This is a genomic window from Acidithrix sp. C25, from assembly GCF_904848545.2.
Genome location: NZ_CAJHCI020000006.1, coordinates 195790 through 221366, shown reverse-complemented (window position 1 = coordinate 221366; position 25577 = coordinate 195790). Strand labels below are relative to the sequence as shown.

Below are 25577 nucleotides of genomic sequence, written 5' to 3'. Positions count from 1 at the left end.
GTATCCCAATCGCATTGCTCTAGACGGATTCGATTGCCACTAAAACCGCCTAATTTGGTTAAATGGCCTTTAATCACCCAAACGAGAACAACGATAAAACGCAATATCCAAAGTTGACCCCTGGATTACGTCTTCCACAAATTGAAGAATCGATTCTCGACTTCTGGAAGATAGACGACACATTTAAAGCGTCGATAGAAAATCGTCGCCAAGGTGACAAAGAGTTCGTCTTTTATGACGGCCCCCCATTTGCCAATGGCCTCCCACATTACGGCCATCTATTGACCGGATTCGTAAAAGATGCTGTCCCACGATATCAGACGATGAAAGGGTTTCGAGTCGAGAGGCGCTTCGGATGGGACTGCCACGGTCTGCCCGCAGAGATGGCGACAGAAAAAGAGCTGGGAGTCACCGGACGAAATGAAGTCATCAACTTTGGAATAGACAAGTTCAATGACCATTGTCGAGGTCTAGTTCAGCGCACTACTGACGAGTGGCATCGATACGTCAGTAGGCAAGCACGATGGGTCGATTTCGTAAACGACTACAAGACGATGGATATCGACTTTATGGAATCGGTGATTTGGGCATTCGCAAAACTTCATCGCCAAGGACTGATATATGAAGGCAGAAGAGTTCTGCCTTACTGCTGGGAGTGTGAAACCCCTCTATCCAACTTTGAAACTCGACAGGACGACTCCTATCGACCCAGAGTCGATCCTTCGGTTACTGTTGGTTTTCGCCTCATAGAGGATGCAAATGAGACCAATCCCCTTCTTAGTGGAGAGATCGAGATTTGGGCGTGGACGACGACGCCCTGGACCCTGCCGTCCAATCTTGGAATAGCACTGGGCTCTGAGATCTCCTACAGCGTCTTTGACCACCCCCTAAGGGGTCGTAAGGTCCTTCTGGCAGCCGCTTGCGCCTCAAACTATGCCCAAGAGCTTGAAGGAGCAACCTACCTAGGTGAAGTTCTGGGCCGTGAAGTCGAAGGGCGCAGATTCAAGCCGATCTTTGACTACTTTAGCGATGCTCCCAATGCATTCTTAGTAATGGTCGGAGACTTTGTAGCCACAGAAGAAGGTACTGGCGCAGTCCAAATGGCTCCTGGCTTTGGCGAGGATGACCAGAAGTTGTGTGAGAGTTACGGAATCGAAGTCGTCTGCCCAGTCGACTCAAGAGCTCGATTCATAGATCCGGTCGTGGACTATGTAGGACTTCAGGTCTTTGAAGCAAACCCAGAGATCGTAAAATACCTAACCGAACACCAATTCTTGATCTCCCTTTTGAACTATGAACACTCCTACCCGCACTGCTGGCGTACCGATACCCCACTTATATACAAGGCTGAAAGCTCATGGTTCGTAAGCGTTTCAGCCATCAAAGATCGCCTGCTCGCCAAAAATCAAATGATCAACTGGACGCCAAGCCACATAAAAGATGGATCGTTCGGGAAGTGGCTCGAAGGATCGCGAGACTGGACGCTCACGCGAAATCGATTCTGGGGTGCTCCGATTCCAATCTGGAAGAGCGACAACCCCCAATACCCCCGTGTCGACGTCTATGGCTCATTGGATGAACTTGAGGCAGACTTTGGAGTTAGGCCCAAGGATCTTCATAGGCCCTATATAGATGAGCTTACGCGACCAAACCCAGACGATCCCAGCGGACAATCCAAAATGGTCCGAGTTACTGACGTTCTAGATTGTTGGTTTGAATCTGGGTCAATGCCATATGCGCAATTGCACTATCCCTTTGAAAATCGCGAAAACTTCGAAGAACACTTCCCTGCTGACTTTATTGTGGAATACATTGGCCAAACTAGGGGCTGGTTCTACACCCTCCATGTCCTTGGCGTTGCCCTTTTTGATCGACCGCCATTTAAAAACTGTATGGCCCACGGCATCCTATTGGGACAAGATGGACGAAAGCTCTCAAAGAGATTGGGCAACTACCCCGACCCATGGGAAGTCTTCGAAGAAATTGGCGCCGATGCCATGCGTTGGTTCCTTCTGTCGTCACCGGTTCTAAGGGGACAAGACGCTATTGTCGATCGCGAATCGATAGTTGACGCTCTAAAGCGAGTCATAAACCCAATCTGGAACGCTTATTACTTCCTAAGCCTCTATGGCAACGCAGATGGAATCAAAGGTACCCTAGATTCCTCGTCCACGAATCTAATCGATAGATATATCCTCGCAAAGACGTCGGCATTGATTGAGTCCACTACCAATGCTCTCGATGAATACGACCTATACGGTGCTGCAACTGGGATAGAAGACTACCTAGAGGCTCTTACGAACTGGTATATCCGTCGCTCAAGAGATCGGTTCTGGCGCGAGACTCCTAAAAAGGTCACCGACGACCAAGATAAGTTAGATGCATACAATACCCTCCACACCGCCTTGGTCTACCTATGCAAAATAGTGGCGCCAATGCTTCCTATGGTCTCGGAATATGTCTATAAAGGTCTCACAGATGAGAGAAGTGTTCACCTAGTTGACTGGCCCACAACACAAGGACTACCCTTAGATAACGACCTAGTTTCGCAGATGGATCTAGTGCGTGAAGCCTGTTCGCAGGCCCACTCGATTAGAAAAGCACGAGGGCTCAGGGCCCGCCTCCCTCTAGCCAGCCTGACGATAGCCACTAAAGGCGCCCTTAGTCTGACACCATTTATCGACCTAATCGCCTCAGAGACCAACGTAAAAGAGGTGATACTCCTCGAAGATACGTCCGTCTTAGCTAAAGAGACCCTTGCGATAGTACCCCGCAAGCTAGGACCTCGCCTTGGTGGAGCAACTCAAACGGTAATTGACGCGGCAAAAACAAACAACTGGATAAAAACACCGGAGGGAATGGTCACAGCTGGTGGCTATGAGCTTCTAGAAGGCGAATTCCAACTCACAGTGGATGTGATCTCAAAAGAGGCGTCTCGGCCCCTCTTTGAACAGACCGGGGTAGTGGTACTTGACATTGAGCCCGGAGAAGAATTGATCGCTGAAGGTGTAGCCCGAGACTTCGTTCGCCAGGTTCAAAATCTTCGAAAAGAAGCTGATCTAAACATAACAGACCGCATTAATATTACGGTATCCGTAAGGGAAGATGCTAACTTAATTGGAGCACTAAGAAAGTGGATCGACTACATCCTTACTCAAACCTTAGCAGATTCGCTCTCTATGGATGAAGCAAGTACATCCAGCGAAAACTGGACAATTGAGGTAGAAAAGGCCTAGCCCAGGAAGAACCAAGACCAGGAGTTGTAGCAAATTAACTGCTTACAAAGAACCATGATTGTCGACCATATTCAATTGCCGCGGTAAAGGCATTAATTACAGATAGCTATTGCTTACAGCTACCAGTACAACTATCTATGAGGGCGATTTAGAATAATAATTCGCCCTCATAGATCTTTTTACTTCGCACATAATAGATAGCACTGAGCACACAACTATCTGGTTATAGTAGCCGCAATAAGATGAAATCCCTAGTCGGGTAGGCATGCTAGCCGATGAATCCATTGACAATACGACCGGAAGTTCTATCGCTACCTAGTGCTAAATATAGCCAAATCGAATATCTCAAGATCCGATGAATTCGACCAAATAGCTAGATCGCCCTTATAAGACGTCATCAACAATCCTCGTAAGGGCGATCTTAAAAGGACCAATATTCGACATATCTCCACTTATTAGAATCGACATTACAAGTTTTTAGCAGTTTCTAAGAATGCAACTCCAGCTCAAAAAGACCAGTTTAACTGATCCCTTCGGACGCTTAATGGGTGATTTAATGAGAAGTAGATCTCGATTCAATTGAGTCAGTCTAGGGCCATCCTGAAACCTATAGATCCCGAAATGACCGATCATTCAATTCCAACACCTGGCTTATTTAGCGGAATTGATCCCATCGAACCATAAAACGTTGCATCTCCAAAAGAGAAGATGCCTCCATCGGCTGCAACTAACCAATAGCCTTTTCCATCAGGTGTGGAGGCGATTCCAACTATTGGTTGGTTTAGATTATGGTTAGCCAGTGAACCATAAAACGTTGCATCTCCAAAAGAGAAGATGCCTCCATCGGCTGCAACTAACCAATAGCCTTTTCCATCAGGTGTGGAGGCGATTCCAACTATTGGTTGGTTTAGATTATGGTTAGCCAGTGAACCATAAAACGTTGCATCTCCAAAAGAGAAGATGCCTCCATCGGCTGCAACTAACCAATAGCCTTTCCCATCAGGTGTGGAGGCGATTCCAACTATTGGTTGGTTTAGATTATGGTTAGCCAGTGAACCATAAAACGTTGCATCTCCAAAAGAGAAGATGCCTCCATCGGCTGCAACTAACCAATAGCCTTTTCCATCAGGTGTGGAGGCGATTCCAACTATTGGTTGGTTTAGATTATGGTTAGCCAGTGAACCATAAAACGTTGCATCTCCAAAAGAGAAGATGCCTCCATCGGCTGCAACTAACCAATAGCCTTTTCCATCAGGTGTGGAGGCGATTCCAACTATTGGTTGGTTTAGATGGCTATTAGCCAACGAGCCGTAGAATGCCGCTGATCCGTAGTCAAAGACTCCCCCGTCTCCAGCTGTGAATCTATATCCCTCCGAGATCGCAGATGGAGATAGAGCCGGGGTCAAAGTGGACGGAGATAGCGCCGAAGTTGTAGCCGAAAGCTCATTTGAGCTTTGAGAGAAGCCCGCTTGGTTAAGTGCCTTTACGTAAAAATAATACGTTGTTGCTTCTTTTAGGTTTGTTATCACATAGGAAGTTCCCACAATCGGAGATGAATTGACCGCGACGGCTGACTCCGATCCCGCAGAGGTACCTTCGTAGATGTAATATCCACTCACCACGGAGCCACCGTCGTTAGCTGGAGGATTCCAATTAAGACTTACAGATGCTGGCGACGAGCTAGGAGATGGCGCTGTCGGCGAGCCCAACGAGGAGGTAGCTGAAGTTAGAGTTGGGGGAGTTGGCACTGTTATGGCAGCAACTATTGGTTGGTATTGAAATGAACCTATAGAACAATAACTAGATCCACCAGTTGGACGAGGAAATCCTCGCTGATCACTTGAAGGTATCACAGCACCGCTTGGAACAAAGCTAGTTGAAGTTGCAGGCGGACCACAAAGTCCACTTGAAACCGGCACAACATCATAAGCAGGCGAACCTGGCACAATGGCCATCGTTAGAGTTGGTCCAGAGTTATCGACCAGAGATCCAAGGTTGGGAGCAGTGGTACTTAGCGAAAATGTCGAGGTAAATCCACATGAGCTATCGCTTGAAAGGTTGTAGCCGAAGTCAAAAAAACTACTAGTCGCACTTTTTTCAGCACAGTTGGCCGTAATTGCAGCAGTTGCGGGCGGTGATCCAGTGGTGGACGCTGCACCGGAGGTGGAATTAGCGAGAATATCCCCAGCAAGTGTGGTTTTTGCAGCGGATGAATCATAGATTGCTCCACCTCCTCTAGTTGGGGCGCTGTTACCAGAGAAGGTCGAATTCGTTACAGTTGCTGAATTGTCATTATAGAATCCGCCGCCCGACTTCTTTGCCAAATTACCGGAGAATGTCGTATTCGTCAGGGTAACCGAACCCGCATTATAGAATCCGCCGCCAGACTTCTTTGCCAAATTACCGGAGAATGTCGTATTCGTCAGGGTAACCGAACCCGCATTATAGAATCCGCCGCCAGACCAGGCACTATTATTAGAGATTTCGTCATCATTCAATTGGCCGCCAACATAACTGAATATTCCACCCCCAAGGCCATGACCTCCCTTGGCGCTATTGTTCTCTATCTGATCCATAGATGACTTAAAAGTGCCAAACCAGTTGCAGATAGCCCCGCCGTAACCAGATTTACCACCGCCGTTTTTACCAACACGATTATTCGATATAATGTCGTAACTAGAGTTCACTGTGCCTTTGAGGATATAGATTCCACCGCCTTGTCCCCGTGCACCGGAGACATTATGGGTGATTGAATCGTTGGACAGACTAATTTTGGCCGAACTCGAACCATTTATGGCCAATCCACCACCACCGCTGAGCGCCCCTGGTGTTGCGTTGTAGCTAAATATATCATTGGTTGCAACCAGGCTCTTACTGCCAGAAAAATAGAGTCCGCCACCCTCGCCATCTTGTCCGCGAGCATGGTTGTGTGAGATCTTATCGCCTATAAGTTTTGCCTTTCCATCGATAGAAATTCCACCTCCCAAACCGCCCTTGGAGGATTTGGCTCGATTGTAGGAAATCACATCATTTTTCGCCAGTAATATACCCGATGCGCCACTGTAGATTCCACCGCCACCGAGAGAGCTATGTAAAGCCACATTGTGCGAGATAGTGTCATTGAAAAGAGTTAGATTACCTTTGTTGTAGATTCCCCCACCGCCATTGTGAGACGGATGAGTCTTGTGGATACCATTGCCATATTGAATGGTCAAACCCGATATTGAAACAGTCGTATTCTTTTTTATTCTAAACACAGGGCCTAGAACCCTTTTATTCTTTGCAGTTCCACCTACAAAAGTTGTCGAGGAACCCGCCCCAAGAATCTTTATATCTTTACCTATGACGATAGTTCCACTTGCTGATGTATTATAGTTCCCTGCCAAAACATCGATAGTATCATCGGCATTGGACTGCGCTATTGCGTATGCAATAGTCAAACATGGAGATGCGAAAGTACAACCACCGTTATCAGTTCCACTCGTAGATACGTACCTTGTGATAGAAGAAGAACCAGCATAAGCTGGTCCAGGTCCGGCTATCAAAATCCCAACCATGCCAAAAAGACAAACGATTGACAGCGCTATATCTCGCGTACGCCTCAAACCTCGAGTACCCAAAAGGGACCACATTCTTCTATTGTTACCATACCTATTGGCACGATGCTCATTGGCACTATCGGATGACAATACTTTGAAGGGCCAAAGACGTAAGTTGCAACTATTAAACATATCTGGTGCGACCCTTCATTTAAATACACAATCCCAGAGGTAACTTCTAAAAACTTCAAGAGCAGTATTTGATTCCCCAACAAATAACCACGCTATCACATGCTACGCATAAACCTGGCGGATAAGCTGTCCTTAAATACGTAAATCAAAATTCCATAATAAGGATCAAGGCGAGCCCATCGACCTATTCAAAACCATCTACTTCTAAGCATCTTTTGGGCTCGGCAAAAAATTCAAAGTTCAATATATAAAAAACAAAGATCGTCACCCTTGGTAGTCACTCGAAAATACCACGGCTCACCAGATCTCTTTTAACTACACTTTGACTCATGCCCGCCACAAACCAGTCGAGTGTGAATCAGAGTGGCTATTCATAGTCCTCCACATCGGTCTTGGTGACCTCAGTGTCTCAAAAATGATGGGCTTAAATAAGGCAGTACCCGTTATAAGCGATCGTGCATCAACCAGCACAAACTCAGTAATCTCAGAAGACCAAAAACCAACGACCAACGACTCCAGAAGAAGAGAGATGGCAACAGAAAAAGAGATGGAGCCAGAAAAAGAGAGATGACAACGGACTACCTAGAAGTAAAATAAAATATCAGACGTTCCGATAGTACCAATTTATCAATTTGGCCTTCAATAGCTTTGGAGGCAGGAGCGAACCGAACAATACCTTGCGCAGCTTAGGCCTTATGAGCTAATTTCTGTCCCAGCTATCGCATATATTCATCGGGATTGTGGGTTACCATCCATTGACTTCATTTCTCCTTTGAATTATTTTGTGAAGGCGAGAACAGCTGTAGCGATTCGCCATCTAAAACTGCAATGAAAACATCCAATCAAAAGGTATCCTGGACGCCACTAACTATTAATCTAAATGCTAAAATCCTCTTGCACCCGGCACAAGCGAAGTCGTATAAAGCCATCGCTTCATCGCTTATTTGGGCTCCACCGACCACCTATGACATCGCCACGACTAAAAAAGCTCATTTCACCCTCACCGCTCGGAAGAAGGAGCCTATCTCGACTGTCAAGTGGCTTTAAAATAAAATACCCATTGGCACCTAGGAAGAGTATCAACCTAAGTACCAATGGATCCATCCAAAGCTACAAAAACTATCCGTTGAACTCCGACGGAGACTCTGTTGACTCCGGAAGTTGAGGGTTCTCGCCCTCTTCGCTGTATAAATCAGCAAATGAGTTCTCAACCGCGTCAAGCGCACTGTGAAGGGCTAGACGAACCGTAGAACGGGCTTCAGAGGCTACAGCGCCCAAACGCTTAATATCGCTCTTGAGCTCATCCCTACGCCTCTTGTGATCCGAGACGTCCATCTCGAGTCGTGTCAATTCGGCATCCCGCATCTCAGCTACCTCTTGCGCAACCTTTGTACGCATCATGTCGGACTCTTGGCGAGCCCTAAACAAGGTATCCTCAGCGGTGAATTTAGCCTTTTCGATGATCTCGTCCGCCGATTGTTCGGCATGGAGGAAGATCGACAAGATTCGATCTCCGGCAGGAATAGAAGAGGCTGGTGGTGCCTGTGCCGGTATCGGCTCGACTTGGAATGAGCCACCACCTTGAGTTGCCTCAGCTTGGGCTAATCGAACCTTCAATCGCTCGACCTCTTGTTCAGATCGAAGCAGTTTGGAAGTTAAATCTCTGATCTCTTTTTCACGACTTTCAGCACCGGCTGCAACCTGCTCTAAAAAAGCATCGACATCGTCTGGGTTGTAACCTCGCATCTTCTCGCGAAATTGCGCTTCTCTTATCGCCTTTGCGTCAAAGTCCATCCTTTAAAGGGTAGCAACTTACAAAACTACAAGGATGGTTTTTTCAAACAAATTCAAAGGATTGCGGTCATATGTACCCTTTGGCAGCACGATCACACCCCAATGAGAGAATCGACGATCCTCTTTGATGTACTCTTGCCCCTCAAAGTAGCTCTAGAGCGCAAATTTGGGCAACTCGACCCTAGGGGCCCGGGTTGACGATCCTCATCAAAATCTGTATTACCAAAAGGATGATCAGTGGAGATAGATCCAGAGCCGCCGAGCCAAAAGCTACCGGAGGAATAATCCGACGAAGAGGTAGATATACCGGATCTGTGGCTCTTCTGAGATAGATGTTGACCCTATACAAGGGGCTTCCTGGGTGTGTTGGAAAGAAACTCAAGAGAATCTGTCCAATTATTATTAGAACATAGACCTCGAGGCCTCGGTAAAGAATTTCCTGTAGGATCCTCAATGCTCTACTCCTAAAATACTCCGCGTTCGGACAGATTTGCGCGTTCCTCTTGAGAAACAGTAACGTTGCTCGGACTCAATAAAAATACGCCATCGGCTACTCGCTCCATCTTACCCTGCAAAGCATAGGTAACTCCAGAACAAAAGTCAATCATACGTCTTGGCAGGTCGCTCTCTACGTTTTGAAGGTTCAAAATAACAGGAAGGCCATCTCGCATAAGATCGGCCACCTCAGTGGCATCCCTAAACCTCTTGGGGTAGACGATATGAACTGTAGGCTTTACCTGATTTATAATTGGACGTATAGTTGGAATTCCGCTTGCCATCTTACCTCTATCTGGTAGATCCACTGGTTGCCTCGATCTCGCCTCATTTTTGAGGGCGACATCCGAATCTATGCCAAAGGGATTTCGTCCCCCATGTGCAGCATTTTCTGGTGCCTTGGCGTGAACCTGGGAAGGCGCCTGCCTTGGAGGTCGTTCCGGATTATCTTGGTAAACCTGAACGTTGGGACCCCTTGGATAGGTTTCTTCTCTGAGCTCGGAACCATTTCGAACCCCATAAGGGGGATCATATTCCGGATCAAATTCTTCAGGCGAATCGGTGAGACCCAGCCATTCAAGTACTTTCCTCATAGCGGGAGCCATTATCTCTCCATACTTTTCATCTATGTTCCAACTTGCAAACCGATTGGAGCTTTACTACCCAAATCAAAACGATTTACGATCTTTAATTCTAAAAGCGAGCAATTCATCCTAGAGGATGATCTCAAAATACTTAACATTCTATGAACGTTCGTAGTTGTTCATATTGTCAGTTCTTGCCTTGAACTATCTCCCGATCCCCAAAGATCGCTCGACCCACCCTTACAATCGTAGACCCTTCTGAGACCGCCGCCTCAAAATCATCTGTCATTCCCATTGAAAATTCCGAAAGATCCAAAGATCTACCAAGTTGATAAAGATCCCTAAAGATAAAAATGCGCTCTGGCATAGAGACAACCGGGGTTATTGTCATTAGACCGACTACGTTCAAAGAAAGCGATAATCCCTTCTTTAGGGCCTGTTCAACCTCCGATACAGCAAATCCCGACCGTTGCTGCAACTTCGAGTAATCAACTTGCAAAAAAAGCTTTGATTTTGAGTCATTAGCAGCCAATAGTTCGAGCTCTTTTATCCTCGAAACACTGTGCCATACCCCAACGACACCAGCAAGACTGGGAATTCTACGACTTTGTATCGCACCTATCATATGCCAGTTGAGAACGGAATTTGAAAGAACGGTGGCCTTCTCCAAAAGTTCATTAGGGTAATTTTCTCCAAAATCAACTATTCCCAATTTATTGACCTTTGAAATCACATCAACGTCAATTCGCTTTGAAACAGCCACGACACTAACTTGAGACCCACCAGCACGAAGGACCCTGTCTTTTACCTTTTGGTAGTTTTCATAGATAAGTTCAGATCTGTCTTCCAAAGGTGCCATCTCCTAGTTCGATATGCAGATCAACTCGAGAATTATCCCTACTTCCACAGTTATGAATCCGAGCCTACGACAAACATGGCCATTCTAGAGGCAAGATCTCCACCTCTATATGAAAAATACCTCTCATCACAGATCGTGCAAGGCGGCCGCGTACTTTGCAGAAGGACGCCACTTTTTTGAAAGAGATGCGAAATTGATCCATAGATGTCAAGCGCAACAGCTCCGCCCTCGAGCGGGACGCTGGCATTGGTTCCAACCTTTTGGGAGAAGATATCGGCGTCACCGCTGGAGAATTCATAACAACAAATCCCCGCATGAGGACCAACCACGCCAATCAGTTCACCAGATCCGGCTGCCCTTAAGCGATCGATAGCCCCTTGAATAATGCCGCCATAGATTCCACGCCAGCCCGCATGAATAGCGACATAGCACAATGAGGAAGAATCAAAGATAACAACAGGGGCACAATCTGCCACCAAGATTATTGGGACGGAACGGGGTTCATCAACAAAAATCGCATCTCCCTCTAGAGGTTCTCTCAGTTGCCCCTTGCCAATTTCACCGTCTTGAGAAAGCTCTGCACTATCTCTTATGATGCTGGAGTGGGTCTGACGTAGTAAAGCTCGACTTTGGTATCTGCCGCCTGCCGCGACAATCAGCTTTTCGGCCACTTCGCTATTCCTAGCGTTGCCATCGCTTCGATTCGAGAAAAAGGCGGACCTTCCATCTGCATGGCGATAAAGAAGCTCCATCAAAAGACCCCAATCAATATATGAAGAACGCCTAATGTCACTAGCGGTACCTTCCTTCACGCAAACAAGGACAAGACCAAACAGTTAGATAATGCCCAAATAGAAACCAAGAGCAAATAGCACAATCTCTGTCGGGCTTATCTCAGGTCCATCTGCCAAAATACTCGATCGAAAGGTTCGATTCGATCCCTCGGCTAGACGATTGCTAAAAAGCAAAAAACAGAAACATCCGATAGACCGATTGGATCACATGCCTACCCAGGTGACCTTTGAGTCTTGTCTTGTCCTAGTATCCTCTCCCGGTATCGTTAAGTACTGCTCAGGATCATCCTCGTCGTAAAACCTTATCCATCGTTGGCGAAATATCTCCACCTTGAATTCAAAACTCGATTTCTTGGTCTGATCTCTTAGCTCAGCATGGTCCTAATTATTAAGATGCAAATAAATTACTTAGACGGCAATGCGCGTTAGTGAGGCCATCGATCAAAACAACGGTAAAAACAGACCAGAGAGATCTACCTAAAAGTAAAATTTAATCCCATTTGGGAAAAGTCTTCAAGTTAGAGGTTCTTTAAAAAAGACGGAACGTCGATATCTCCATTGTCATCCTCGTCAAAGTTAGCTTTATGATTGGAGCCATTGCTTGACTTCTTAGATGCTAACGAATCGTGATCGCCATTCAACCCTTCAGTTGCGCCGCCACGAACACTCGCGCTATTAGCCTCGTTATTAAACTTATCGATTGAAGAAATATCGATTTTCTTCATAATCGATTCGACTGTTTGGCTCTTAGCGTCATTGAGTCCAAAACCGGTGGCGATAACGGTAACCCTTATCGAATCCCCGAGACTCTCATCAATCACATTTCCAAAGATGATATTAGCATCTTCATGCGCCAACTCTTGGACGACTTGCGCCGCACGATTCACCTCTAGAACCTTGATATCGTGACTTCCCGCGATATTTATCAGAACACCCCGAGCACCTTCCATTGAAGATTCAAGGAGATGCGAGGTAGTTGCTAGCTTGACGGCCGTGACTGCTCGATCCTCACCCGTAGCGGTGGCCACGCCCATGATCGCAGTTCCGGCATTTTCCATTATCTTTCGAAGATCGGCAAAGTCAGTATTGACCAATCCTGGCTTGGTTATAAGATCGGTGATACCTTGAACGCCCTGCATCAACACTTCATCTGCCATCTTGAAGCCATCCTCAAGAGTGGTCCGATCGGTTGCAGCTGAGATAATCCTATCGTTCGGTATCACAATAAGGGTATCGACCTCTTCGCGAAGGCGTAGAATACCCGCCTCTGCCTGTCTTGAGCGATTACGTCCTTCAAATGCAAACGGACGTGTAACAACGCCGATGGTAAGCGCTCCTAGGGATCTTGCAATCTGTGCTACTACAGGTGCGCCACCAGTACCAGTACCGCCGCCTTCTCCAGCTGCTATGAAGACCATGTCCGCCCCTCGGAGCGCCTCTTCAATCTCCTCACGGTGATCTTCAGCGGCCAATTTGCCAACCTCTGGATCACTGCCTGCACCCAAACCTCTGGTTGTGTCCTTACCGATCTGCAACTGAATATCTGCATCAGAGCCAACCAATGCCTGTGCATCCGTGTTGATAACTATAAATTCAACTCCACGAAGCCCAGCGTCGATCATTCGATTGACGGCATTACTACCGCCACCACCGATACCCACCACTCGAATCATCGCCACATAATTATGCGAATCGACATTGATCATCGATATTCACCCCATCAGAAATCTCTTAGACAATTGCACCGAGTCTTTGAATCAAACCAGGTCCCCCCAACATAGCCACGTAGAACGTGCCATCTCGTAAGTTCATGCCTAGATGTAATCTCCAACTTTTACGGCTCGACACATAGCGGCCGATATCGCAAGTCCGTGCGGATTATTCTAGCGGTTTCAACTCTCCACCAACCGATAGAACACTAAAGGAATTAAGCATTTCTGGAAGTACTTCTCTGCGCGCACTAATAACGCTGAGTATGTAATTCTCTCAGTACTTTGAGGAACTTTCAAGAGATAATTATTTATAAAATAGCGACTAGCGACTTTGGTAATTGCGCCATCTAATTGCCGGCGGCCCAACCATCGCGCCAATATGATCGTATTTCCATAATTTCGTATCCATTGTAATTGGGTGGACTAAGTGAGCACTCAAAGCGCAAATCAGAACATTCTCTAGCTACGACATGGATACTTAATAAATTTCAAGAAACAATCAACCTAGCACCGGAGTCGAAAAGTCCATCCAGCCACCAGATCGCCAACTCTGGATGTTCTGTCGATGCGACTAAAAGTGACCGTCATGATCAATTCATCAACATCGGCCCAAGAGATCTTTCAAAGCAACAATTCAATTGCATATCAATCAAATAATTCCACATAATAATGATATCTACCATGCACAATTTAAAAATCCTCAAAAGCTATTTATGGGGTTTCTTTTATCGCAACTTACTAAAACAACCTCAAATAAGGACCTTCTCATTTTCCGTCTTTCACAACTCCTAGGGGCAAAATCCCAATTCACCGCCCCTAGATCAATTACCGCAAAAATAAATAGCCCCTTTTCGCAGCGAATCGATCCAAACCACAAACCGCAATTACACGCCAAAACCATTCCAAAATAATCAAGACAACATCGCACTCTCCCGAAGGTAAACGATTCGCTTAAATTCAAATTCCAAGCTCATCGCTTGGGAAAAGGAATATCTTGAAGGGTCAATCAAACGACGAGCCCTTATGACAGTTTCAGAGTTAGATAAGTCCAGAGCTCCCCAAAAGGCACCTCTGCCCTTTTGACTTGGCCACTATCAACGAATCAGCCCCGGCAAAATCAACGACACAAAGGGCCGTTCTTCACCCAACCCGTCGCCGAATAAGATGCAAAACCCAGAGAAAATAGACCAGAAAGAGAGTAACCCAGAGTCAATAGGCGATAGGCCACTTTCGATCCATCTATTGCGCTTGCCCATTCAAACATCACACAGCAGAATCACACAGTTAACTTTTGGTAACTTTTGGCCTAAGCGACCTGACCAAGATTACCCTGGCCCTCTAGGAAGAAGATGGCGGTATCAACGACGGATGAGAGATATCGGTCAAGTCCAAGATGCTTCCTGGGGCAAGTGGAGTCGCCTTCTCTAAAAGTCCAAGTTCAGCAACGGTAGCACTGATCTTATCTTGATTGGAGATGTAGACAAATGTATGGTTTGAATCCTCAAACCCCACACCTGTTCCCGGAAAGACGAAATATTCAATCGGCAGATTCAATAGACCACCAAGGTGCCCCTCGATATATGCAATCCTAGAAAATGCTGGTTTCACCATCGAAACCGAGGTGTATGTGGCGCAGTTAAAGTCCACTATCACTCCGCCATAGGGGTCGGTTGCCTTACAGATTGCTGGCATGGCGACTGGGGGCGTAACGCCCGGGAGGACTTGTCCTCTTTGACCTATCACTATGCGATGAATGGAGAGTGAGTCTGTGGCTACGACAAAAGTTGCCTGGGCAGAGGTGACTAGCACATCCAAAGTATTTGGAAACTTCTTCTCAACTAAGGCCGAATTGATCTTTGGATTTTTGAGCAATAAAGCTTGGATCGTACTTGTGGGGACAGAAAAATAGCTAATGTGAAGATACTTCGAGACGATCCCGCTGACAAAAGAAGAACTTGCCAAAGTGCCTTTTATGACAATATTCGTCTTTGTAATCTTAAAGATAGAAAGAGAGGAGATGACCCCCAAGTAGCCTAGGCAAAAGAGACCAAGTGAAGCCAGAGCGATAGCAACTCTACGCCGGAGAAATCGCTTCGCAATCTGGTTCCTTCGACGCTTTATCCGCGGGTCAATTCCACTCTTATCATCCAATTTTATAAAAAACGCTTTCTAGTCAAAAAGTACTATAGAGATTCGACCGAATCGGTCGTGGAACGATCCATCGACAAAACAAAGATAACACGCCACCCATATCCAGCAACCATAGTGTTCGGAAAATCTAAGGCGAGATCGTCACCAAAGAGAGCTCCAACCTAGTGAGATTTGACGGTGTTTAACCCTTCCAATCCGTAGGTCTCGTCGAATCCTAAAAATCGAATCTCGCTATGAAGTCGTATCGAGAACTTAGCATCGACAATATCACGAACTTTAGCCATAAGAGTTATGACGTCAAGGGCCGAAGCTCCGGGCTCTGCCTGAATAAAATTCGCATGCTTTTGTGAAACACTGGCACCGCGATAGGTAAATCCCTTTAGCCCCGCTTGTTCAATGAGGCTACCGGCGCTTATTGAAGGAGGATTAACGAAGACACTTCCAGCATTTTGCCCACCTGGCTGATTGTTCCGACGCCATGTCACAATCTCGCTAATTCTGGCTTTGGACAGCTGCGGATCCCCCTCCACCATTCGAATCGTCGCACCTAAAACTACCGCTGTGGGTGACAGTCCCGAACTTCGATATCCAAATCCGCATTGACTAACGCTCAAACTTTTGTAGCCCAAAGGCTCATTTGGATCATAGATCTCGATCGATTCAACCGAATCCGCCATAGTCGAACCATGGCCACCTGCATTCATACGAATAGCACCACCAATCGACCCTGGCACCCCTACTGCCCACTCAAAGCCACTCAACCCGATGCCGCCCGACCGTCGAGCAAGAATGGGTAAATGCACAGAAGATCCTGCCCTAGCGGACAAACCTTCAAAGTCAATGCGATCAAAGTCACCCCCTAAGCAAAGTGCAACCCCAGAAAAACCAGAGTCAGAGACCAACAAATTCGAACCATTACCGATCACAAAAATCGGTATCTCACCCTCATTTCTGATCAGCTCATAGAAGGTCAAAAGGTGCTCTTTAGTCCCAAGAGTTACACCAATTGCAGTAGAGCCGCCCACTCGATAAGTAGTACGAGAAGCTAGAGATGGATCAGACCAGATCGACAAACCAGCCAGCGCAAGGGCATCTCTCAAACCATTGAAATTCCAGTGGTGATCCATCAGCCTCTTTGTGCTCCATCCCGTCGCAGCCCTGCACGATCGATCATCTCTTGGGCCAAAGATGTGATGTCTCCCGCGCCAAGTGTTAAAAAGATATCGCCCTCTGAAATAAGGGCCAAGGAAAAGTCAGCCATATCGCTGCGACTAGGGTGATACAAAACCTCAACATTCGGATGGTTGGTATTCATATGTACAGCAATCAGCTCACCAGATACTCCAGGAATTTGATCCTCACCTGCGGAATATACGTCGCCTATAATGACTAAGTCCCCGCCGGCTAACGCGTCTCCAAATTCGTCAGCCAATCTCGCAGTCCGGCTGTAACGATGTGGCTGAAAAGCCACAACTATGCGACTATGTGGCCATTGAGCCCTCGTAGCCTCAATCACCGCACGAATCTCTGAAGGCAAATGGGCATAGTCATCGATAAATTGAACTCCTCGAACCTCCCCTTTTCGCTGATATCTGCGAGAAACCCCGGTAAATTCCAAAAGCGAATTAGCCGCCACTTCAATCCCGACACCTAATGAGACCGCCATTGCGATCGCTCCAGCAGCGTTCAATGCGTTATGCATCCCCGGTACCACTAATTCAACCCTCTGGGACACTGAACCTCTCTGGTTCAGGTCAAAGTGCGTCTGATACTCCCCAAAAGAGACATTAGAGATACAGAAGTCATCGGTCTCGCGGACTCCAAAGGTTTTAACGCCCTCTATCGAAAGAAGGTCACCTACATCTCCAAGATAGGAGCCAATCAACTTAGGCCCCTCGGCGTTCTTGACAAATCTAAAGAAGTGGTCTTTTAGGTCTTCATAGCCGTTGTAATTTTCAATATGGTCGGGTTCTAAGTTTCCAACAATTACACCATAAGCACCTAGCGCCATAAAGCTCTTATCGCTCTCGTCGGCCTCGATCACAAAATAGTCCCCAGCACCCTTAGCTGCAGAGGTTCCCGTCTCGTTCAGTTCGCCACCGATAATGTAAGATGGAGAAAGGCCCCCAGCCAACAGGCAAAGTGTCAGCATCGATGTAGTTGTGGTTTTACCATGTGTTCCCGCCACGCCAATCACCTTGCTATCGCCTAGGAGAATCGGGAAAAACTCAGACCTATCCAAAACGGGTATTCCCTTTTGAAGTGCCGCCAGCACCTCTGGATTACTCTGTCGAATCGCAGATGAGATAACTACCACTTGTGCATCTCTAACGTTTGAGGATTGGTGGCCTAGATACAGTTCGACCCCATAGCCCCTGAGCCGCTCAAAGGAGGACGACGCCTTCAAATCTGAGCCACTAACTTCTACACCACGCTCAGATAGAACCATAGCTATTGCTGACATTCCAGCTCCGCCAATGCCAACTATATGGACTCGTTCCGGCATAACAAGGTCTTTCATGGCGACTCCTTTCATGGAAGTATCCCTAGAGATCTATGCGGACAAACCTTTATTAAAGAGCATAATCAATGGCTCTTTTCGCGATCCGTATTGCAGCATCGCCAACTTCGTCGTCACTTGGCTTATTGGGAAAACTTTGGTGAAAAACTTTGGTTGGCGAGCTGATCAATTTCTCGATCATGTCGCCAAGAAGTGCCGGGGAAAAGTCGCCTTCTCTTACAAAGACTGCCTCGCTTCTCTCGCAATACCAACGAGCATTCTTTGTCTGGTGGTCGCCTGGGGAGTTCGGAAGCGGAATCAAAATAGCTGGCACTCCAAAGTAGTCGAGCTCAGCCACCGTATTCGAACCTGCGCGCGAGATCACAAGATCCGCATTTCCCATATATGAATAGAGCTCGTCACTATAGTTTTCAAAGACGACCTGCGCCGATGACACCTTTGATACTTCTGTTAGTTCTTGTCGAACCTCCCCGAAGTCACGCTCTCCTGTAATAACAAAAAAGCCCACCTTTGGGAAGCGATTTGGGAAGTTAGATAAGGTAGCAATAATTGCATCATTTATTCTTCTTGAACCTAGCGAACCGCCAAAGATAACAACAAAGCTATCTATCTCATCAACCTCGAAGCCCGCTTTCGAAAAGAGATCCCGCCTTGCCTCTTTGGAGACATCGACAGCCATTATCTCTCTTCTTAGAGGGACTCCCGAGCGGTTCGCAAAACCATTGGGATCGATCTTGCCCCGATGGATCTTTGACTCTTCAAAACTTAAAAAGATCTCCTTGGCTAGTTTGGAGATCAACCGGTTGGCTCGCCCCATAACAGAGTTTGTCTCCACTACTAAAACTGGAATCCCCAAGCTATAACTAGCCAGTGCAACAACGACTGAGATGTAGCCCCCAAAGACGATGGCGACCTTCGGCCTCTGCACCTTGAGCAAAGCCCTTATCGCAAAAGATGCAGATACAAGGGAGGCAACGCCTCGTACTTTGGATAGTACTGTTGAGCTAGCGGTAATTCCCCTTACATCAAGTCTTTCTCTACCATAGGGCAATTGCGAAAAAATAGCATCCTCGACCGGCCTACTAGAGGTCACAAAACAGATTTCGCTCGCCGAAATCGATCTATCCTCAAGACACTGCGCTACTGCCACCGCTGGATAGATATGACCGCCGGTGCCTGCCGCACCTATGACAACCTTCATATCGTACCTACTTTTTAACTTTAAGACTTCGAGTTGCAACTCTCGAGAATCGAGTTTGAAAATTTCACCATCTTTGGACCATCATCGCACGCACCAAGCAACGCTATGGCCGCCTCGTTGCGCGCTCGGACATCTATTCAATAGATGCATCCGGCGCACACTACAGCCAGCGACGATTTCCTTTTGAAGAATAACCCTAGCGCCTAATGCCTTGGCGGGCTTGCGCCCTGAGTTAGGTTTTCGCATCCATGGTCGCAATGTAATCGATCACTCAACGGTTCATCCACTAAGATTTAATGGCGACAATAAAGGCCAAACCAATGCGTCAAAGTCCGCTCAAATAAGATCCAAAGGCCTCAGCTTTACCGAGGCCAATTAATCAAGGGCATTCAAAGACCTTTGTTAGCAACACTATTAGCAACATAAAATATGAATACGCACTAACGAGATAGCAATCACATGCCCTAGCGCTAAGGCAAATCAAAAACAAAGTGTGATTACTCGCTCAACAAGAAAGTCCAAATTCCAAGGTTGATAGCAATGGGACAATTTTTACCTTCAAAATCACCATCAAAGTCACCTTCAAAAATCAAGCCCTAGCACTCTTTGAATCTTCTAATCGCAGTAGCACAATTGCCTCAACAGATAGGGTCAACTAGCATATCCACCTCATATGCATGACCCAACTCGCTCTATGGGAGGATTCGTTGCCAAGCTTTTTAATCTCTGCCGATCAGCTCTGTCGATCGTCTCTTGCCGCTAAGAAATCGACGCGATAGCTGATATAGAGACCTGAGGAAGAGAAACGACGATGATCTTCCATCCAACAGCTTTCTCCTTGGCAGTTCGATTGAAGCTACAGGTCTATTGAGACTGTAGTCACATGGACAAGCAACCCTCAAGGAGTCACTTTCTTACTCGCAGACAGCCTTACTCGCAGACAGCCAAGAACCACCTGCCGAAACCCCTACCATGTAAATCAAAGCCAGATCAAAGCCAGATCAAAGCCAGATCAAAGCCAGATCAAAGCACAGACTACTTCGGCAAAAGGTTTTATATTAAAAATAAATTCACCCTTCACTAGCGAGATCCAACCTCTCAACGATTAAAATAACCCTTATAAAATACCAAGTTCAAAACGCGACAATACTAAGATATTAATCACAGCCATGAAAAACTTTAAATGATTTCTAGTTGCCCCTATAGATAAGTCACTGGAATCAAATCTTCAACTTTAATAAACCATGGTAATTATTTGCAATGACCGCCATTTAGTCAGCCAAAAAGTAGCAACATATTCATTTACTGCCATCTTTATCAATTCAAGATAGGTCATCAAACAACCTATCTCCTAACCAATCACCGCAAATTATAAGACTCATTACGCGACAATTATCAAGAGCCATCGACCAAGTCAAAGACGACCAATTGTCGATGGCTGCTCAACAGCAGCTAATTACATCTCTATGAAATACAAATCGCGACCACTTCGAGGAGCACTTCGAGGAGTACTCTCACGACCACAGGGAGAAGGCACCGGTTATGAGGTCTTGATGATCCAAATGATGAAGGGGAAGCCAAAAAAGCCAAGGCCGTCCCAAAATAGCAAAATCACAGATCCAAGGCGATGATGACCTTCAGAATTGGAATACCGCTTGTTATGGACTGGAGCGTTCCGGAGACTAGTGTCATCACACTAATGGTAAACTCCAAATATTACGATAAGTCGGCGCTATTGTTCCTGATAATTTTCGACCGTAACTACTTTTTTTTGATTTCGCTATCGCCCAAAACCTGCCATTAACTTCATTACCATCCGCATCGAATCGAAGCAGTAACAACCCAAAGTTACTTAATAAACAAACCCGAAGGGCAAGAATTTGAATCAACATTTGATTCAAAATCGATTAGAAAAGCGTAGTTAGTCGCAAAAAGGAAAGTCCCAAGGGGAACTAGCTTCACTCCTGGCATAAAAAATACCACGGATCTTGCGCTACTTTTTCAATAAAAGGTGCCACCTTTTCCGGCAACATTGGCCTGGCAATAAGATATCCCTGCACGTTTGCACAACCCATACGTTGCAGAACCTCAAATTGTGCTATAGTTTCGACCCCCTCCGCCACGATCTCAGCGCCCAGAGCATCTGCAATCCTTATGACCGACTCTACTATGGTGCTAACTTCAACGTTCTCAACCAATTCACTCGTAAAGCTTTGGTCGATCTTGATCGTTGTGGCGGGAAATTTACGAAGATAGCTGAGAGACGAATAGCCTGTGCCAAAATCGTCGATGGAGATGCCCACGCCTAAATCTTTTAGCTTTTCGATCTGTACCTGTGACTCATCAACATTTGTCATAGCGATAGTTTCAGTAATCTCCACCTCTACCACGCCATTTCCAAGACCATATTGGCGTAGCTTGTCTCCCAAGATCGAGACCAAGCTGCCGTCTAAAAACTGAATCGCTGATACATTGATCGAGAGCATCGCCACATCGACCCCATCACGATGCCAGCTAGCCAACTGCGCGAGGGCTCGACTAATTATCCAATTTCCCAGTGGAATTATAAACCCAGATCGCTCAGCGATTCGGATTATTTCGGATGGCGGGACCTCACCCAATTTAGGATGATTCCAACGTAAGAGAGCCTCAAAACTTCGAATTGACCCATCCCTGAGCGAAACTATCGGCTGATAAACCAAGTACAGCTCATCATTGGAAAGCGCCCTTCGGAAAGACTTCTGGATCTCGAGGGATCGAGTATAGGCCCCAATATTCGAGGAGTCGAAAAGAAGGATCTTATTTGAACCACCATGACGAGCGCGTTCTAGAGCCGAATTAGCCAAGATAAAGAGTGACTCAAAGTCACTAGAATCATCCGGGTAAAGCGAGATGCCAATGAAAGCTCCTAAGTGAACTTCACCGGCATCCGTCTCAATTGGCTGAATTATCAATCCCAAAACAGACTGTGCGAAATCCAGCGCATCGAGTGGATCCTTCGTGGCAACGGCCATCGCAAATTCATCGCCGCCCAAGCGACAGATCGGCCTCTTTGGATCTATCATAGCTTCAAACCGACTACCAAGCCTCTGCAATGCGACGTCGCCTATCGAATAGCCATAGGCCTCATTGACAGCTTTAAAGTGATCGAGGTTGACAAGCAAAAGAGCAACGCCACCCATTGCCTTTGACTCTGACTCAAAGAGTTCAACCGTGGCCACCATGAAGGAGTTGCGGTTCATAAGACCGGTCAAAGAGTCAGTCATCTCGGCGTTACGAAGGCGTTCCTCGTTTGATCTCTCCTGGGTGACATCCTTATAAAATCCGGCGTAGCCCACCACCATCTCTCGATCGTCACGAATGTGGCGAATTGAAAATCGATTCAAATACCCGAATCCATCCTTGCGATGGCTCCATAGGTCGCCGTCAAACTCACCGTTCCGCAACAGCTTCGACCAATCCTCACCGAAACCACCATCAAAGACCATCGGTGAATCAGTCGGTGCTACATAAGTACCGATTGCATCTTCTTCGCTATAGCCGGTAATCCTCGTAAAAGAGGAGTTGATAGCAGTGACCCTAAAGTCGGCGTCAGCAATCGCTATGCCTTCTCTACTGTTAGTAAAGAGACTCGCCGCAGTAAGAAGACGATCTCGACTCTCAATCCGAGCGGTAATATCCAATACAACAGCGACGAAGAAACGCTCCTCGCCCACTTCGGCAATCTGAAGGTGAACTTCTACTGGATATCTTGACCCATCTTTGCGTTGATGGACCGACTCAAAGACCAATATCTCCTTAGTCTTATCCAATAGCGGTGAGGCCAGCTCCATGAAGCTGGCCAAATCAAAATCAGGCTTAATCGCCAGAGCATCCATCTCATTTAGCTCTAAAGCGCTATAACCAAGGTTAACCAATGATCCACGGTTGGCCCATGTAAAGCGCAGCGACTTGGCTTCATAGATTAGCACTTCGTTGAGAGAATTATCGATAATTCGACCGAGTAACTCTATCCGATTGCGCCGTTCGTCACGCTCATTTACATTTTCAACTGCAGCGACTAAATAGTCGAAGTTACCCAAAGCATCAGTGACCACCCCTACGGTATTATGAACACGAATAGTTGAGCCATCCTTATGGATGTAGCGCTTATCTAGGACAAAATAACCACCAGTCGCCTGAGAAGCTCTAGCTAAAAACGCCTTACTCAGCTCAATGTCATCGGGGTGCGAGAGGCCATATACGATATTTCTGGGGAGCTCATCTTGTTTGTAACCGAGCATCTCACAAAAGCGACTATTCGCCTCTAGGATCATCCCATCCTTGGTTAATGCTATCATTCCAACCATCGAATGCTCGAAATAGGCGCGGAAGTGGCGCTCCTTAGCAGCGAGCTCAGAGGAACTTCTCTCGATTTCCGCGTTTCGGTCAAAGTTTTCAAGAGCAAAAGTTACATCACGAGATAGCTCGTCCAAGAGCGCAACAACATCGCTATCGAAAGCACCTATCTGTTCGTGATAGGCCGTAAAGATCGCAAAGATCTCACCGCCACGAAAGATTGGGAAAGATCCACATGAATTAATTCTATTGGTAACAGCACGCTCTTTCCATGGATCTGTCATTTCAGAAGAGTGAAAATCATTGATTATGACATTTTGACCTTCACGCCAAACGTGTCCAGTTGGGCCTTGTCCGAAGTCAGAAGATGGATCGACGAAGATCTCAATTCCATCTAAATACGCAGTAGCCCCAGAAGAGACTAGGCGAGTCATACTTCCTGATTCGAGATCCGGGCGCCCAATCCAAGCAAGTCTCATTCCACCAAGAGAAACCGCAATGTCGCAGATCAGCGGAAAGAGGTGGCTTTCATCTTCGAGACGCAAAATAGCTTCATTGATCTCATAGAGGGCCTGATAAAGACGTGACATCTTCTCGAACTTCTCGTCCATTTAGCTCCTCCCTCTATCCAAAACTGACTCCGGGCTTACCTCTGGCAATGATCTATCCAAAACTACCCAGCGAGTGAAAATAAAGCAATCAATACACCCCTCATAAACGCCTGAATCTCTCATTTAGAATCTCAAATTCGGATCGTCCTTTTAGCAATACGAATTATCTCTCAGTGATATGGCCAATAGAGACCCCAAACTCATAAGCAATGCGCAACTCAATCCCATGAGCCTCATCTTTATTCACCTGATGCCACAAAAAACCGTCTTGTAATAGAGCTTCCTTGATCCATTTGATCTCTCGAAACTCTACTTTCAAAGCTCATCGGAGCTGAAGCTCACCTACGCATAACCACAGTCTTGCCCCAATTTAGGCGTTCCGCTCCTAGAAAACCTATCAATGGATATCGACCTATAATCGATTCTCATTAGTTGAACTTAAATAACTATAGTAATTTATAATTTCATCAAACTATAAATCAAACTTTTAATTTCGCCTATCTGGCCTCGTGCCGCCCCAGTTAGAAAAGAGCGATCTCATAGACGGCGGACAAAAGGCTATACAATGAACCGAAACTTATCACACAAAATGACCATTTGGAAAAGCAAAAGCTCCCAATTGCATAAAAATCATGAACTACTCACCAGCAATCTAGTGCGAATTGATCTCTTGGTAATATCTGCACTGATCCACTATCGCCATCTCATCCCAGATATTGTAATGTGAATGCTCGATAGGATATCAGCCATGAGGGATTCCCTAAGGCGTATCATGATCTGGCACCAAAGAAAGAGCGTTCGACAATTTTGCCTTTGCCTTGATATCGATCTAACACTGCATGGCACGACGGATAGAAAATCGATCAATTCCATGGTTCATAAACTTGCCTAAGCATTTCAAACGGTCAACTTTAGATATCTATATCCACTGGTAATAGACCCAAGAGTCGTAATCTTGGTCACCCCAAAACTCCTTTGGCATTCAGTCAATGCCTTAGGGTGTCCAATCGACAACTATAAACGAATCTAGCCAAGCCTCAGAAAGACCAGTGTTCACTCTGACTCGAGCTTTTAGAAACTCACCTTGATGAGCGCGGTCTCGAATCATCACAGCCCAGAATTAGGGGTGAAAACACCCTCTATTGACACATGCTAGTCAATTGATGCAATAGAGTGTCGCGCTCGAGAAACAATCTAGTATTCCAAAAAAAACAAAACCCAAAAGACTTTCGACCGGCCCGATGCTCATATTACCCCGCGCCTAAGTAGATCAATCGATCCTAGGAGCAAATATCAACCAGTAGATCTCGCTCACTCGCCAATCTAACATATTCTTGGGTTGCCTAGGTAGTTACCCTCTCCTGGCAATCTCCTTCGGAACCTGCAATAGCTTTGTAACTTTTATACGATCTAAGCCACCTCCATTCTTGTACCGTTAGTCGTATCTCAAACTGAATTATTCGTGGGGATAATCGGTACCTCAACTAGGAGTTCGAGACAACCTATTCTCCTTTTCCTGGGAAGATTTAGATTTTTGAGACCATCTACCT

General features: G+C 46.3%; 13 protein-coding genes. 1 reads left to right on the top strand and 12 read right to left on the bottom strand.

Translation table 11 applies throughout. From position 1 onward, the window contains the following. Positions 1–62 precede the first annotated feature (62 nt). Positions 63–3236, top strand: a complete 3174-nt coding sequence (ileS, locus tag ACIDITHRIX25_RS70220; RefSeq protein ID WP_201732268.1) for an isoleucine--tRNA ligase — start codon at positions 63–65, stop codon at positions 3234–3236. Positions 3237–3865: 629 nt separating this feature from the next. On the opposite strand, the gene ACIDITHRIX25_RS70215 is transcribed toward ileS, so the two are convergent. From ACIDITHRIX25_RS70215 to ACIDITHRIX25_RS70160, 12 genes are all read right to left on the bottom strand, one after another. Further along, a complete protein-coding gene (locus ACIDITHRIX25_RS70215) occupies positions 3866–6967 on the bottom strand; it encodes a fibronectin type III domain-containing protein (protein ID WP_213333385.1) in 3102 nt (1033 codons plus the stop codon). Positions 6968–8086: 1119 nt separating this feature from the next. After that, positions 8087–8761, bottom strand: a complete 675-nt coding sequence (locus ACIDITHRIX25_RS70210; protein WP_201732266.1) for a DivIVA domain-containing protein — start codon at positions 8759–8761, stop codon at positions 8087–8089. Positions 8762–8942: 181 nt separating this feature from the next. After that, complete coding sequence (locus tag ACIDITHRIX25_RS70205) at positions 8943–9215, bottom strand: YggT family protein (RefSeq protein WP_201732265.1); 273 nt, start codon at positions 9213–9215, stop codon at positions 8943–8945. A gap of 10 nt (positions 9216–9225) precedes the next feature. Continuing rightward, positions 9226–9861, bottom strand: coding sequence for a cell division protein SepF (locus ACIDITHRIX25_RS70200; RefSeq protein ID WP_052603935.1), 636 nt, complete (start codon positions 9859–9861; stop codon positions 9226–9228). A gap of 166 nt (positions 9862–10027) precedes the next feature. Continuing rightward, on the bottom strand, positions 10028–10690 hold the full coding sequence (locus ACIDITHRIX25_RS70195; protein ID WP_201732264.1) for an alanine racemase: 663 nt from the start codon (positions 10688–10690) through the stop codon (positions 10028–10030). A 59-nt stretch (positions 10691–10749) separates the two neighbouring features. Further along, positions 10750–11511 carry a purine nucleoside phosphorylase YfiH/LACC1 family protein gene (locus ACIDITHRIX25_RS70190; RefSeq protein ID WP_201732263.1) on the bottom strand — a complete coding sequence of 254 codons (762 nt, stop codon included), beginning with the start codon at positions 11509–11511 and terminating at the stop codon, positions 10750–10752. A 500-nt stretch (positions 11512–12011) separates the two neighbouring features. Further along, positions 12012–13199 (bottom strand): cell division protein FtsZ, encoded by a 1188-nt coding sequence (gene ftsZ, locus ACIDITHRIX25_RS70185; protein ID WP_201732262.1) that lies wholly within the window; start codon positions 13197–13199, stop codon positions 12012–12014. Between the two features lie 1344 nt (positions 13200–14543). Further along, a complete protein-coding gene (locus tag ACIDITHRIX25_RS70180; protein ID WP_201732261.1) occupies positions 14544–15356 on the bottom strand; it encodes a cell division protein FtsQ/DivIB in 813 nt (270 codons plus the stop codon). 161 nt (positions 15357–15517) lie between these two features. Further along, entirely contained in the window at positions 15518–16483 is a 966-nt protein-coding gene (gene murB, locus ACIDITHRIX25_RS70175; RefSeq protein ID WP_201732260.1) for a UDP-N-acetylmuramate dehydrogenase, read from the bottom strand. Then, positions 16483–17877, bottom strand: a complete 1395-nt coding sequence (murC, locus tag ACIDITHRIX25_RS70170; RefSeq protein WP_201732259.1) for a UDP-N-acetylmuramate--L-alanine ligase — start codon at positions 17875–17877, stop codon at positions 16483–16485. Before murC ends, murB begins: the two co-directional genes overlap by 1 nt. A 52-nt stretch (positions 17878–17929) precedes the next feature. Beyond that, positions 17930–19078 carry a UDP-N-acetylglucosamine--N-acetylmuramyl-(pentapeptide) pyrophosphoryl-undecaprenol N-acetylglucosamine transferase gene (locus ACIDITHRIX25_RS70165; protein ID WP_152625759.1) on the bottom strand — a complete coding sequence of 383 codons (1149 nt, stop codon included), beginning with the start codon at positions 19076–19078 and terminating at the stop codon, positions 17930–17932. A gap of 1958 nt (positions 19079–21036) precedes the next feature. Further along, positions 21037–24027: a bifunctional diguanylate cyclase/phosphodiesterase gene (locus ACIDITHRIX25_RS70160; RefSeq protein WP_201732258.1), complete on the bottom strand. Its 2991-nt coding sequence runs from the start codon at positions 24025–24027 to the stop codon at positions 21037–21039. Positions 24028–25577 lie beyond the last annotated feature (1550 nt).